The organism is Nocardia sp. NPDC004582, from assembly GCF_053602115.1.
Genome location: NZ_JBSGCY010000161.1, coordinates 1 through 13908, shown reverse-complemented (window position 1 = coordinate 13908; position 13908 = coordinate 1). Strand labels below are relative to the sequence as shown.

The 13908-nt window shown below is 72.6% G+C and carries 9 protein-coding genes; 3 read left to right on the top strand and 6 right to left on the bottom strand.

What is annotated here, in order from left to right; genetic code table 11:
• A partial coding sequence (locus tag ACWELJ_RS29695) for an FAD-binding oxidoreductase (RefSeq protein ID WP_452369418.1) occupies positions 1-1145 on the bottom strand: 1145 nt, incomplete at its 3' end.
• 62 nt (positions 1146-1207) lie between these two features.
• Between ACWELJ_RS29695 and ACWELJ_RS29690 the strand changes: the two genes are divergently transcribed.
• Positions 1208-1810 (top strand): TetR/AcrR family transcriptional regulator, encoded by a 603-nt coding sequence (locus ACWELJ_RS29690; RefSeq protein WP_452369417.1) that lies wholly within the window; start codon positions 1208-1210, stop codon positions 1808-1810.
• A 160-nt stretch (positions 1811-1970) separates the two neighbouring features.
• Entirely contained in the window at positions 1971-3509 is a 1539-nt protein-coding gene (locus ACWELJ_RS29685) for a glycerol-3-phosphate dehydrogenase/oxidase (RefSeq protein ID WP_452369416.1), read from the top strand.
• Between the two features lie 66 nt (positions 3510-3575).
• Here the strand turns inward: ACWELJ_RS29685 and ACWELJ_RS29680 are convergent, their stop codons facing one another.
• Entirely contained in the window at positions 3576-3986 is a 411-nt protein-coding gene (locus tag ACWELJ_RS29680; RefSeq protein WP_452369415.1) for a hypothetical protein, read from the bottom strand.
• A 105-nt stretch (positions 3987-4091) separates the two neighbouring features.
• Positions 4092-4268, bottom strand: coding sequence for a hypothetical protein (locus ACWELJ_RS29675; protein ID WP_452369414.1), 177 nt, complete (start codon positions 4266-4268; stop codon positions 4092-4094).
• Between the two features lie 138 nt (positions 4269-4406).
• On the opposite strand from ACWELJ_RS29675, the gene ACWELJ_RS29670 reads away from it, so the two are divergent.
• The gene (locus ACWELJ_RS29670) at positions 4407-6092 is read left to right on the top strand and encodes an FHA domain-containing protein (protein ID WP_452369413.1); all 1686 of its coding nucleotides are present in this window, start codon (positions 4407-4409) and stop codon (positions 6090-6092) included.
• A gap of 116 nt (positions 6093-6208) precedes the next feature.
• On the opposite strand, the gene ACWELJ_RS29665 is transcribed toward ACWELJ_RS29670, so the two are convergent.
• From ACWELJ_RS29665 to ACWELJ_RS29655, 3 genes are all read right to left on the bottom strand, one after another.
• Complete coding sequence (locus ACWELJ_RS29665) at positions 6209-9493, bottom strand: FAD-dependent oxidoreductase (RefSeq protein ID WP_452369412.1); 3285 nt, start codon at positions 9491-9493, stop codon at positions 6209-6211.
• Between the two features lie 325 nt (positions 9494-9818).
• Positions 9819-12356 (bottom strand): protein kinase domain-containing protein, encoded by a 2538-nt coding sequence (locus ACWELJ_RS29660; protein ID WP_452369411.1) that lies wholly within the window; start codon positions 12354-12356, stop codon positions 9819-9821.
• The coding region (locus ACWELJ_RS29655; protein WP_452369410.1) for a hypothetical protein at positions 12353-13908 on the bottom strand (1556 nt) is incomplete at its 5' end. The genes ACWELJ_RS29660 and ACWELJ_RS29655, both read right to left, overlap by 4 nt.

The following is a 13908-nucleotide window of genomic DNA, read 5'->3' as shown; positions in this document are numbered from 1 at the left end:
GCGGCCAGCAGGGCGGCGGCCTCGGCGCTGCGGGCGGTCACGTGCGCGGCGGTGCCCTCGAAGGTGGTGACGGCGAGGCAGCCGCCGACGGCCGCGCCGCCGATGTCCCCGGCGCGGGCCAGGTTCAGGCCGGTCTCGGCCTCGTCGGACAGCCGCATGACGGTCGGGGCGGCCCCGGCCTGGATGACCGCGCGCAGCGCGTTGGCGCCGGTGGCGAAGTCGGGGAAGGACCAGGCCTGGTAGCCGGTGGTCTCGGGGACCGGGTGCACGCGCAGGGTGACCTCGGTGATGATGCCGAGCGTGCCCTCGGAGCCGGAGAACAGTTCGCGCAGATCGGGTCCGGCGGCGGAGGCGGGGGCGCGGCCCAGGTCGAGATCGCCCGCGGGAGTAGCGATCCGGAAGCGCTGGATCATGTCGTCGAAGCGCCCGTATCCGGCCGAGGCCTGACCCGAGGACCGGGTGGCCGCGAAGCCGCCGATGGTCGCGTATTCGAAGCTCTGCGGGAAGTGGCCGAGCGAAAGGCCGTGGCGGGCAAGCAGTTCCTCGGCCTGCGGACCGGACAGGCCGGCGCCGAGGGTGGCGGTGCCGCTGATCGGGTCGACGTCGGTGAGGGCGTCGAGGCGGCGCAGGTCGACGGCGAGGACGGCGCCGAAGCCGCCGCGCGCGGGATCGAGGCCGCCGACGACGCTGGTGCCGCCGCCGAAGGGGACGACCGCGATGGCGTTGGCGGCGCAGTACTTCAGGACCGCGAGGACCTGGTCGTGATCGGCGGGGAAGACGACGGCGTCGGGCGCGTCCTGTTCCCCGTCGGTGCGGCGGCGCAGCAGGTCGGGGGTGGATTTGCCGCCCGCGCGGAGCAGCCGGTCGCGGTGGTCGACGGATACGTGCTCGGTTCCGACCACCGCGACGAGCCCGGCGTGCTGTTCCGGGGTGAGTGCGGAGGCGCGCAGCGGCACGTCGCCCTCATCGCGACGGGTCACCGGCTCACCGGACACCCCGAAAACCTGCGTGAGCAGTCCCCGGATCTGCTCGGAGAGTGGTTTGTGTCCGGCCGGGGAGCCCCAGGCGTCCCACACCATACTCGGGCGGACCTGCGGCTCGCCCGAGTTTTCGGTGGATGCGGAAGCTGCTTGTGTGTCGACCATGCGTTACAGTGTGACATAGAATGTCAAGCAGTAACGGCAACTACTCTCCCATGGTGGCAACCATGAGCTCTACCGAACCATCTTCCGCCGTCGACCGGGCGATCCTGGACGCGGCGCGCGCCTGCGTGGCCGAATACGGCGTCCGGCGCACCACCCTGACCGAGGTGGCCCGCCGCGCGGGCGTCAGCCGGCCCACCGTGTACCGGCGCTGGCCCGACACCGGTTCCCTGGTGGCCGACCTGCTGGTGCGGGAACTGCGAGAGATCATCGCCGACACCGCCCCCAACTCGGGCACCGCCCGCGAACGCCTGGTCGGCGCGATCGTCGGCGGCGGTTCCATGATCCGGCGGAACCCGCTGTTCGCCAAGATCTTCCGCGCCGACGCCGACGTCATGCAGACCTACGTCTTCGAACGCCTGGGCCGCAACCAGCGCGCCCTCATCGACCTGTTCGCCGAGGGCATCCGGGAAGGCCAGGCCGACAACTCCATTCGCGCGGGCGATCCCGCGCACCTGGCCGCCATGCTGCTGCTCATCGCCCAATCCGCGGTCCAGTCCGCCTCCGCGTTCGCGGTGGTGATCGACAGCGACCACCTCGACGCCGAACTGACCCACGCCCTGCACGGCTATCTCGCGCCCGCCCACAGCGACTCCGGCCCGCGATGAACGCGTCCGGCGACCGGATCGCGCGCACCGAGGCCGCCCACGTGGACGGGATCGGCGCGGACGCGGAGCGGGCGCCGGATCCGCGGACGGATCGGCACCGGGGCGGCGCGACGCCACGGACTCATTCCCTTCCATCGACACCGCCACGAAAGGCCCTGACATGACCAGCAATTCAGCTCCGTCCAGTTCCGCTCTCAATCGCGAGCGGCGGCAGCGGGAGCTGACCGCGCTGGGCGACGGGTCCGTGATCGACGTGCTGGTGATCGGCGGCGGGATCACCGGCGTCGGCGTGGCCCTGGACGCGGCGGCGCGCGGGCTGCGCACGGTCCTGGTGGAGAAGCACGACTTCGCGTTCGGCACCAGCCGCTGGAGTTCGAAATTGGTGCACGGCGGGTTGCGGTACCTGGCCAGCGGCGGGGTCGGGATCGCGCACGAGAGCGCGGTCGAGCGCGACATCCTGCTCACCCGCACCGCACCGCACCTGACCCGGGCGCTGCCGCAGGTGGTGCCGCTGCTGCCGGGCATCGGCGCGGCGCAGAAGCTGCTGGTGCGCACCGGATTCCTGGCCGGGGACGTGCTGCGCCGGACGGCCGGGACCCCGGCGTCGGTGCTGCCGCGTTCGCGGCGGGTGGCGGCCGCGGAGGCGCTGCGCTTCGCCCCGACCGTGCGCCGCGAGGGTCTGCGCGGCGGATTGCTGGCCTGGGACGGGCAATTGGTGGACGACGCGCGCCTGGTGGTGGCCATCGCCCGCACCGCCGCGCGCGAGGGCGCGACCGTGCTGACCCGGGTCGAGGCCGTCGACGTCACCGGCAGCTCGGCCACGCTGCGCGACCCGCTGACCGGTGAAACCCTTTCCGTGACAGCGCGTTCGGTGGTGAACGCCACCGGTGTGTGGGCTGATCGGGTGGATCCGAGCATCGAATTGCGGCCCTCGCGCGGCACCCACCTGGTGTTCGACGCGGCCGCGTTCGGCGGTCTGACCGCCTCGCTGACCGTGCCGATCCCGGGCAGCACCAGCCGTTTCATCTTCGCGTTCCCGGCCGCGCACAATCGCGTGTACCTGGGCCTCACCGATGAGGAGGCGCCCGGCCCGGTGCCGGATGTCCCGCACGCCACCGAGGGCGAGATCGACTTCCTGCTCGACACGGTCAATACGGTGCTGCGGGAGCCGTTGCGCCGCAGCGATATCCGCGGCAGCTTCGCGGGCCTGCGGCCGCTGCTGCGCACCGGCGACGACAGCACCGCCGACATCTCCCGCGAGCACGCGGTGCTGACCTCCCCCACCGGCGTGATCACCGTGGTCGGCGGCAAGCTCACCACCTACCGGAAGATGGCAGAGGACGCCGTGGACGCGGCCGTCGGCCACGCACGGCTCTCCGCCGGCCCCTGCCGCACTCGCGCCCTGCCGCTGGTGGGCGCGGTCTCCGGCGCCGAGCGCGACGCGATCCCGGCCCCGCCGCGCCTGGTCGAACGCTACGGCAGCGAGGCGACCGCGATTCTCGAACTGGCACACCAGCATCCGTCGCTGGCCGCCGAGGTGGCACCCGGCATGGACGTCACCGCCGCCGAATTCGCCTACGCGGTCACCCACGAGGGCGCCCTGGACGAATCCGACCTCCTCGACCGCCGCACCCGCATCGGCCTGGTCGACACCGACCGCCAGGCCGCCGAACCCGCCGCCCTGGCCGCCCTCCTCTAACCACCGAGTGGCACACCCTGGAGAGGATTTGCCCGATTCGGCCTCCAGGGTGTGCCACTCGACGGGTCAGTTGGGGACGGCGCAGCCTGAGCCTGTGGGGAGGCCGGTGCCTACCTGGATGTCGACGTAGGGGAAGACGTCGGGGGAGTCGGGGTGGTGTTGCCAGATTTGGAGGCGGTGGGGGCCGGGGGTGGTGGGGGTCCAGCGGGTCTGGGCCAGGGAGCCGGAAGGGCTGGCTACGGCGAAGGGGACGCTGTTGTCGTAGAAGACGACCGGGGTGACCGGGTCGTCGACGATGCCGTCGATGTCGTAGCTGCAGCCGGTGCCGTAGTTGGTGGCGGGGCCGAAGCTGATGCCCGGGTCGATGCCGACGCGGGTGCCGGTGGCCCCGGCGGGAGCAGCCAGGGCGGCGAGCGCGGCGGCGGTGGCTAGGGCGGCCGCCGAGGCGGTGGTGGTCCTGATGATCGAGCCCGTCATGGTTCGGTCCTCATCGGGTGGCGCCGGGGCCGAGTGCCCCGGCACGATGCCTCGATCCTGGCCCCCGGATCCCGGATTCGGGCGGCATTGCCGCAATCCGCCCGATCACGTGTCGCCGTGCGGCGGTGGAACAGCCGGATGCACGGCGATGGAACTGACCATGTGCACGGCGATGGAACTGACCATGTGCACGGCGGCGGGACTGGCCATATGCACGGCGGTGAGACTGGCCATATGCACGGCGGTGAGACTGGCCATCTGCGCGGCGGTGAGACTGGCCATCTGCGCGGCGGTGAGACTGGCTGTGTGTGCGGCGGTGGAACTGGCCGTGTGCGCGGCGGTGGAACTCCCATAGGCACGGGTGTGGAACGGTCATATGCTTGGCTGCGATGTTCCGAGCGCGGGGAGAGGGAGGCGCGCATGGGTCGGATTCCGACGACGGTCGGGGTGATACCCGGGGCCGGACTGGTCGCCCGGTTCGGAAACGTGGTCATCGTCCTGCACGGCGAGAGCCCGTCCACGGACCGCATTCTCGGCACGGCCGAAACCGCCGCGGGCGCGGCCGACCCGGGCATGGCCATCGCCCAGCGCCTGGCCGCCACCGTCTTCGCCGGCAGCAGTGCCCAGCCCCCGGCCTTCGGCGTCGTCGCCCCCACCGCGGGCGGCATCCTGATCCTGCTGCGCGGCCCGGTCACCGCGACCGTCGACGGCCCCGAGGGCCACCGCGTGCTCTCCGGCGAACGCGCCATGACCTGGGCCGACGAGATCATCCGCGACCCCGTCCGCGGCCTCACCCTGTCCGCGGGCGGCGCGACCGGCGAGACCCCGCACACCGACCTGCGCGCCGGCGTCGTCCCCGGCGGCGGCGTCGTCCTGCACGCTCCCGTCTCCGGACTCCCGCCCCAGCGCGGCGGCGACTCCACACCGAACGCCGCGTCCGCGCACACCCCCGCGCCGGAGTCCACTCCCCCGCACCAGCGCACCCCCGAACATCACCACTCGGCCACATCCGGCTCGGCGCACCAACACCCATCCGGTCCAGTCGTCACACCAGGTTCAGGCGCGACGCCCGGTCCAAGCGCGACGCCCGGTTCAAGCGCTACGGGTGGTTCAAGCGCGGCGGGTGGCGTCGGGGCGTCCGCTCCGGCCACCCAGCACGCATCTGCCCACGCGGCCCAGCACGGGAGTACACCGCCGACTCAGCTCGGGTCCACGCCGCCGAGTCAGCACGTACCCGCACCCACGCGGCACTCGTCGTCCACACCCCCGCCTCAGCACGCATCCGCACCACACGCTGAGCACCCGTCCACGCCACCCGCTCAGCACGCCTCCACACCTCCTACTCAACATGCCTCCGGGCCACCGACGCCGCACCGGCCCGAACCAGGTGCCGGGCCGGATGTGGATGTGACGCGGCGGGCTCCCACGCCCTCGCGGTCGCAGGCCGGGTTCTTCGCCGCTGGGGCCTCGGCCGGCGCGGAAGCCGGTCGTGTGCAGCCGGTTTCGGCGTCGGCGGCCGATTCGATGCCCAAGGCTGGACCGGCGCATCCGCGGAACGCCGCGACGACGCCGCGGGTCGGTGGCCCCGATACGCCGCGGGCCGGGGGCCCCGATCTGTCGAAGAAGCCGGCGGCCGCGTCGAAGCCCGCCGGGCGGGCGGAGGATCGCCCGGATCCGGAGGATCAGCCGCCGACGGCCGCCTATACGCCGGAGGTCGAGGTCGCCGAGACGCGGGTCGCGGGCGGGCCGCCGTCCACGTCGACGCTGGCGGGTCCGGGCGCCTCGCTCACCAGTGCGGAGGGTGAGACCTATCCGTTGGATCGGCCGTATGTGATCGGGCGTGATCCGATGATCGACGAGGCGGTGCGGCGGGCGGTGGCCTCGCCCATCGTGATCGCGCGCGACCGCCATGTGTCCCGGGTGCACGCGCGCGTGTTCGTCGAGAAGGGGCAGGTGTTCGTGCGGGACGCGGGCACACCGGGCGGCACCTATGTGGCGGCTCCCGGTGCGGCGGACTGGGTTCGGGTGGGTCAGCAGCCGATGGAGTTGAAGGTGGGCTGGAGTCTGCGGATCGGCGAGCGGATCCTCACTTACCGGACGGCGTGAATCTCGGTGCAGCGCTGACGTGAATCTCCATGCAGCGCTGACGTGAGGCTCACTGCAGCGCTGACGTGAGGCTCACTGCAGCGCCGACGTGAGCTCACTGCGGCGCCGACGTGAGCTCACTGCAGCGCTGACCAGTCCCCGTGCTGGAGGGCGTTGCGGGCGTGCGGCGGGATCGGCAGGCGGGCGCGGACGGCCTGCTGGGCGGCGGCCACATCGGTCGGATGATGGCCGAGGACGATCGCGCCGACCACCCGGCCCTGGGACAGGATCAGGCGGCGGTAGGAGGGCCGCGGCGAGCCGTCGACGACGATCACCTCGTCGTGCTGCTCGGGTTCGACCCGCCCGATGCTGAACAGTTCCAGGCCGACGCCCTTGAGGATGGTGGCCGGGGTCTCCGCGGTGAGCACCTGCTGTCCGCCGAGCGCGTTGACGGCGGCGGCCTGCGCCTGTTCGGCGGCGATGGGCCACAGGCCGAGGACGCGGTCGCGGTGTTCGGCGACGTCACCGGCGGCGTACACGTTGGGCGCCGCCGTGCGCATCCGGTCGTCGACGAGAATTCCTCGGCGGCACGGGATTCCGGCGCGCACGGCCAGGTCGGTGTTGGGCTTGATGCCGGTGGCGGTGAGGAAGACCTCGCAGGGCAGGACGGTGCCGTCCTTCAAAACGACGCCGCGCACCGGGTCGGCCCGGTGCCGGTCGGAACCACCCGGCCCGCCCAGTCCGCCAGATCCGCCCAGCCCACCAGATCCACCCGGCCCGCCCAGCCCACCAGATCCACCCGGCCCGCCCAGCCCACCAGATCCACCCAGCCCACCAGATCCTCCCGGCCCGCCCAGCCATCTCGATCCGCCGGGTTCGCCGGGTCCACCCAGGCCTCCGGATCCGCCGGGTCCGATAGGTCCGCCGGGTCCACCGGTGCCGGAATCGCCGGTCAGCGCGGCTGTTTCGGCCCGGTACCGGACTTCGATCCGCGCCCGCGTGAGGTGGTCGGCGACCATGGCGGAGGCACGCGCGTCGAGCTGCTTGCTCAACAGCCGGGCACCACGCTCCAGCACGGTGACCCGCAAACCCAGCTGGTGCAGCGCGTACGCGGCTTCGAGCCCGAGCAGGCCGCCGCCCGCGACCACGGCACGGGTACACGACCGCTGCTGGGCATAGGCCCGAATGTTGAGCGCGTCCCCGGCCTCGCGAAGCACGAAGCTGCCCGGCCGGTGCAGGCCCTCGATCTCGGGCAGGGCGGCGGAGGCGCCGGTGGCGAGGATCAGCCGGTCGTAGGGCAGTACGTCGCCGGTGCCGAGGTGTACCCGCTGGGCGCGCGGATCCAGGTGTGTGACAAGGGTGTTCAGCCACGGCGTGATCCGATGATCCTCGTACCACTGCTCGGGTTGCAGGTACAGCCCCTGCATGGCGGAGCGGCCGGGGATGAGCCGGGAGATGCCCATGCGGTTGTAGAAGTCGTGGGATTCCCGCCCGACCAGGTGGATCTCGCAGTCGGGGTGGCCGCGGCGCAGGAAGTCGGCGGCGGTGACGCCCGCGATGCCGGTGCCGATGACGACCAGGCTCACCAGGGAGCGGTCGAAGTGGGCGGGCCGGTCGCCGGTGCCGTGGCCGGGCTGCGGGGTGAGCGAGACGCGCACGCCGCCTTCGTTGATGCGCGCGCAGCAGGCCATGCGGGTGTTGTCGGCGAATCCGAGTCGGCGCAGGGTGTTGCGTTCGTCGCCGGTGGGTGCGCACAGTTTGTCGCCGCCGTCGAGGATGGCGACCGGGTCCGCGCCGCAGACGCCCATGCGGCAGCCCGACTCCAGCGGCAGGTTCGCCTTCTCGGCGAGGTCGAGCAGGCTCACGCCGATCTCGGCGGCCACGGTGCGGCCGTCGAACTCCACCGAAGGGCCGGGGGCCGTGGACTTTTCGGCTTCGCGCGGGCGCGGGAACGGCAGCAGCACGGGTTCGGTTCGCGTGCCCGTGGTGAGCGCGTACTGGAGTTCGCTGACCCGGGTGCGGGCCAGGAACAACAGCGTCGCCACCAGTACGAACAGGCTGATCGGCCAGCGCAACCACGCCACCGGGCCGACACCGGTGACGGTGGTGAACGCCCCGAGCAGTACCGGCCCCGCGAACCAGTAGAAGCCGTTCAACGCGATCGCCGCGTACACCGCCGACAGCAATGCCGCACTCACCCCGGTCAGCGCCTCGACCGCGAAGTAGACGCCGACGGCGACCAGCACGGCCGCCCCGAGCGCCAGATACCGTTGCGGCACCGCCACACCCGGATATCCGGCCAGCACCATGAACCCGAGCACGAACCCGGGCAGGGCGGCGGCGAACAGTTTGCGCGGCGCGCTCCAGCCGGGATCCGGGTCGGCCATATCGGCCTGGTAGGCGGCCCGCGGTTTGAAGTCGAAGCAGTTCTTGGCGCACCCCAGGCACGGCCGGCAGTGATTGTTGGCGATGGTGACGAACGGCGTCTGCCCGTAGGCGCGCTGCAACGGGAACAGCGGGCAGATGCTGCTGCACCAGCCGCTCTTGCCCTTGAAGGCGATGCCGCCGGTGAAGGCGGCCAGCAGCACCGTGGAAAGCACTATGCCCGTGGCGATTCCACTGCGGTCCAGTCCAGCGACCCGGGATCCGGCGATGCCGAAGAACAGGGCGACCGCGATCAGATACCCGCGCTGCTGCAGCCAGGCCGGCGCGGTGGCTCCGCGGGTGAAGCGCAACAGCCTGGGCAGTTGATTGGTGGCGGCGAGCGGACAGGTGTTGCGCCACAACCCCGGTGCGATCAGGAACAGCCCGGGCAGCAGCGGCACGACGATCTTGAAGAAGACGAACAGCCCGCCCGCGGGCCGCACGAACAGCGTGATGATCAGCGCCAGGTAGGCGGTGATGCTCAGGACGCGCACGGCCTGCCAGACCCGCAAGGGGATGCGGCCGGCCAGTTCGGTGAAGGCGGGGAACAGGTTCCGCTGCCCGGTGGGGTCGATACCGAGGACCCGGTTGGCGACCGCCACCCAGCCCGGCGGCGGTGTCGGTTCCGCGCCGGGTGGCCGGGGAATCACCCCCGAGGGCCCGAGCACGGTCTCGGACCCGTCGAAGCCGTCGGGTTCGGCGGTCGGCATGTGCAGCACCAGGATCTCGCAACGTCCCAGTCGCACCACGTCGCCGGTCATCAGTTCGCGCCGCCCGGTCAGCGCCACCCCGTTCACGGTGGTGCCGTTGCGGCTGCCCAGGTCGACCACGGACAGCGCGGTGGGTGTGGGCACCAGCCGCAGGTGCTGCCGGGACACCCCGCCGTCGGCGAGCACTTCGTGGCTGCCGTCGCGTCCGAACACGATGGGCCCGTCCAGCATGCGCCGCCGCGCGGGCCGTCCCCATTCGCGGATCTCGATGACCGGCCGACCAGTCATGTTCCCACCCCTTCCCCGACGCGGCCGCCGATCGCGCCGCGCTCGTGCTTATATCGCCGGCTTCCCGGCCCGCCATTACCGTCGCGGCGCTGCGTTCACCGTCGCGGCGCTGCGTTCACTGTTGCGGCGCTGCGTTCACTGTTGCGGCGCTGCGTTCACTGTCGCGGCGCTGCGTTCACTGTCGCGGCGCTGCGTTCACTGTCGCGGCGCTGCGTTCACTGTCGCGGCGCTGCTGTCGCGGCGCTGCGTTCACTGTTGCGGCGCTGTGTCTACCGTCGCTGCGCGGTGTCCCGCGTCCGAACCCGCTCGCGTCCGCCCGCGCCCCTCAGGCGCGTTCCCGTAGTCGCTGCACCCGCACATACCGGTACCGCTTCCCGACCCGCCCGCACCCGGTGGCCAGCGCCAGGCCCGTCGCCGCACCGCCTGCGGCACAGGCGATCACGCCGAGCAGGGTGGGTTCCCGCCCGAGCAGCACCCAGGCCGCGCCGACGGCCGCCACCCCCAGCAATCCCGTACTGATGGCCAGCCCGACCGTGGACGCGAACCGGGCACTGCCGCGCCGCAGCGTCCGCGCGTTCGATTCGGCGTAGGCCGCCGCGAACAACAGCAGCACTGCCAGCCCGACGCCGGTGGCCGTGGTGGTCGCGGGCTGCTGTGTCCGCACCCCGAACCGGTAGTCGGCGGTCTCGGACCCATTGCGCGACAACGACAATTCCCCGGTCAACCGTCCGGCCAGCACATACCGGTTCACCGGCGCGGCCGCCTCCCCCGAGCCACCCGACAGCGTGGTCTCCTGGCCCCCGGCCTTCAGCCCGAGCACATTCACCGACAGCTTCGCGCCGTCGGCCACCCCACCCGACACCGTGATCGGAACCGGCTTGGACAAATCCAGCACCACCGGCTCAGCGGCCGGATCGACCCCGCCGATCCGCACCATCCCCACCGGCGGCGCCTCCCGCCCAACGGCCCCGATCCCGAGCACCGCCGCCCCACCGGTCACCACAGCCAGCAGCCCCGCCACCAGAAACGGCACCCGCGGCGAAGGCAAGGTCACCACCCGCTGCACCGGCACCAGATCCGCTCGCGCCACCTCCACCAGCCGCACCCCACCGTGCTGAATCGGCTCCCGAGGCCGAATCCGCTCCATCGGCAAGGTCGCTCCCGCCCCGGCCCCGCCCCCCGAGGCCGCGCGCGGGTTTCCGAATCCGCTGGCGGCACCGCCCCCTTGACTGCCCGCCGCGCCACCGGACGCGCTGACATCGGCAGCCCCTGCGGGTCGGCCGGGCGGCCTCCCCGCGGTCCCGCGGTCGTCCCGCATTCCGCCATCTCCGTGTCCCGGAACCGGTCCCCAGCTCCCCGCACCACCGCGGCCCGCCGGAGGCATCCCTCCCCGTGCGGTCGGCGGCAGTGTTCCACCGTGACCGGGCGTTGTCCCCGGTCCTTGCCCGGCCCGCATTGTCGGCGCGGACCTGCGATCGGCGGGAGTCGCGGCGCGGGAGGCATTCTCGCCCGCGCCCGCCGCCCCGAACGGTGTTGACGGCCCGCCTCCGCCGCTGGGCGATCGGCGCGTCTGTTCCGATGCCATCGGGCCGCCCGCACTGATGTCGGGTGGAGGCTGCGACCGGATCGGTTGTGGCCCTGGTGTTATCGGCCCGGATCCGGTACCGCGGGTCCGCGCGCCCGGCGGCGGGGTCCCGGGTCCGGGCTGCGAACCGCGCGGCGGTCTCGCCGGACCGGACGCGGATATCGCTTGGCCGAGTGGTGGTATCGGATTGCCTGAAGACATTCCGGGCCCGGGCTGCACCCCCGGTCCGGAGCGCATCCCAGGGCTGGACCGCGTCCCCGGCTGCCGTCCGTAACCAGGTGGCGGGGTGAATGGGTCCGGCTGTCCCGGAGGCGGGGTGTGCGGCGCGGCGGGTCCGCGGGGCCCGCCCGTCGCCGCCGCGATGATGGTGTCCGCGCCGATGACCGGAATACCCACGGGGGTCAGCCAATTCGTGCCCCAGAAGTGCGCCGCGGTTTCGGCGATGGCGACGCCGAAGGTTTCGGCGGTGTCGTAGCGTTCTGCGGGGTCGGAGGCGAGGCCGCGCATGACGGCCTCGGCGATGGCGTGGGGGACGAAGGGCGCGACCTCGGTGAGGGGGACCGGGTCGGAGTAGGCGTGGGCGAAGAGCAGCGCCAGGGCGTCGGATCCGGTCGGGAAGGGCAGGACTCCGGAGAGCAGCTGATAGAGCATGGTGGCCAGCGCGTAGACGTCGGTGGCCGGGGAGAGCCCTTGGCCGCGAACCTGTTCGGGGGCGATGTAGGAGGGGGTGCCGATGATCTCGCCCGCCTTGGTCACCAGGGTGTCCTCGCCGCCGACGATCTTGGCGATGCCGAAGTCGGTGAGTTTGAGCGCCCCGTTGGCGGCGAACATCAGGTTGGAGGGTTTGACGTCGCGGTGCAGGATGCCGCTGCGGTGCGCCGCGTCCAGCCCGGCCGCGCAGGACAGCGCGACCGCGACGGCGGCGGTGGCCTCGAATCCCGCGGTGATGAACCGGTTCTCGACGGTCCCGCCGGGCAGGTATTCCAGGACCAGCAGGCACAGGTCGTCGTGTTCGATGTAGTCGTAGACCGGCACCACGTGCGGGTGGTCGAGCGCCGCCATCACCCGGGCCTCGTCGACGAAGCGCCGCCGCACCTGCATGTCGTCGGCGAAGTGCGGCGGGATCTGTTTGATGGCGACGCGCCGGTTCAGTCCGCGGTGCACCCCGGCCAGCACCACCCCGCACCCGCCGCGCCCGATCTGCCCGCCGATCGCGTACCCGGGCAGCGCGGCCCGCACGCGCGCCACATCGGCGTCGCTGAGGTTTCCCGCGCTCATCTCCCCGTGCCCTCCGACCGGAATCCGGGTTCTCCGGGGTTGCTGCGTAGCGTCGGCTCGTCGTCCGGGTCGGGCGTGCCGGGCTTCCGCACACCCGCCGGATACCCGGCGGTCTGCTCACCGGTTCCGCCCGGACCCGTTCCGCCCGGCTTCCTGAGGGCGGGCGCCCCACCAGAAGGCAGCAGCGTCTCCGCGCCGGCCTCCGGCCGAGCGCCCGACTGCGGGGAATGGCCTGTCACGGTCGCGTTTTCGCCGCTGTCGGGCAGCATGGCGGAGGCGAGCGGCCCGCCGCCCGGGTACGCGCCGCCGAATCCGGACCGCGAGATGCGGGTCGTCTCACCGCTCTGGAACGCGGCGGGATCGGGCGTGGGCGCGGGGCCGCCCGGGAAGACCCGCATCGGCCCTTGCGGCGAACCCGGTCCCGGTGGTGCCGCGGTGCCGGATCCGGCGGGCCCGTAGGGCACGAATTCCGTTGCCGCACTCGATGACCGGTCGCGGATATCGAGGTCGGGATAGGTGCCGCCCGACCCGACCGGGCTCAGGTCCCGGAAGGTGCCTCCGTAGGGCGGATTCGGCCCCACCGCCGCGGCCTGCTGTTCCGGTTCCGGGAAAGGCATCGGAGCCCCACTCGCGTGGGGTGCCCCCATCCCGTGCGGCGCGCCGCCCCCGAACGGCACACCCATCCCGCGTGCCCCGCCGCCCGGCGGCGCTCCGATCCCGACGGGCGCCCCGATGCCCAGCGGCGAGCCGGACCCGGCGGGGAAGCCGCGGGCGTCGAGTTCCTGTGCGGCGGCGAGATCTTCGGGATCCAATCCGAGGTCATCGGATTGCCGTGGTGTGGGCGAGAGGTATCCGGCCAGGAAGAACACCGCGGCCAGCGCCCCGGCCAGCGACAGCCACAGCACGGTGCCCGGCACCCACCAGCGGGCCACCGACCCGGTGAACCCGATCATCAGCCCGATGCCGACGCCGGGCGCGAGCAGCCGCAGCCCGCGCTGCCAGCGGTTGGCCGAGAGCCGGTGGCGCGCGAGGGTCAAGGCCGCGTCGGCGATGGCGAGCCCGGTCAGGGCGGCGATGATGATCCCGAACAGCCCGTACACCGAGGCCAGTGATCCGCGTACGTCGACGACGGTGTGCACGGCCGCGAGCGGCTTGCCGTCCTGGCCGATGAGGGTCAGGTCGGACCCGATCAGCCCGGTCGCCTGCCCGTCCAGTCCGGCCGGATCGAGCCGGTAGGTGAGTTTCTCGGTCTTGCCCGCCCCCACCGTCAATTCGACTGTCGTGGAATAGGAATAGAAGTTCAGCCCCAGCACGTGCCCGGCCAGGTCCACCCGCCGGATCGAGACCGAACTCGACGACTTGTTGGTCACCTCGACGACGACCAGCGACACCTTCTTCGGATCCAGACGGACCGGATTCCCGGCGTCCGCGCCGCCGATGGCCCGCCCGTCCAGCGTGCGCGTCCACGACCCGCTCCAACTCGTCCCTTCCCAGTTGCGCGACAAGGCGTTTCGCCATCGCCGCATGCTGCGGGTCGATCGCGCGGACCGCG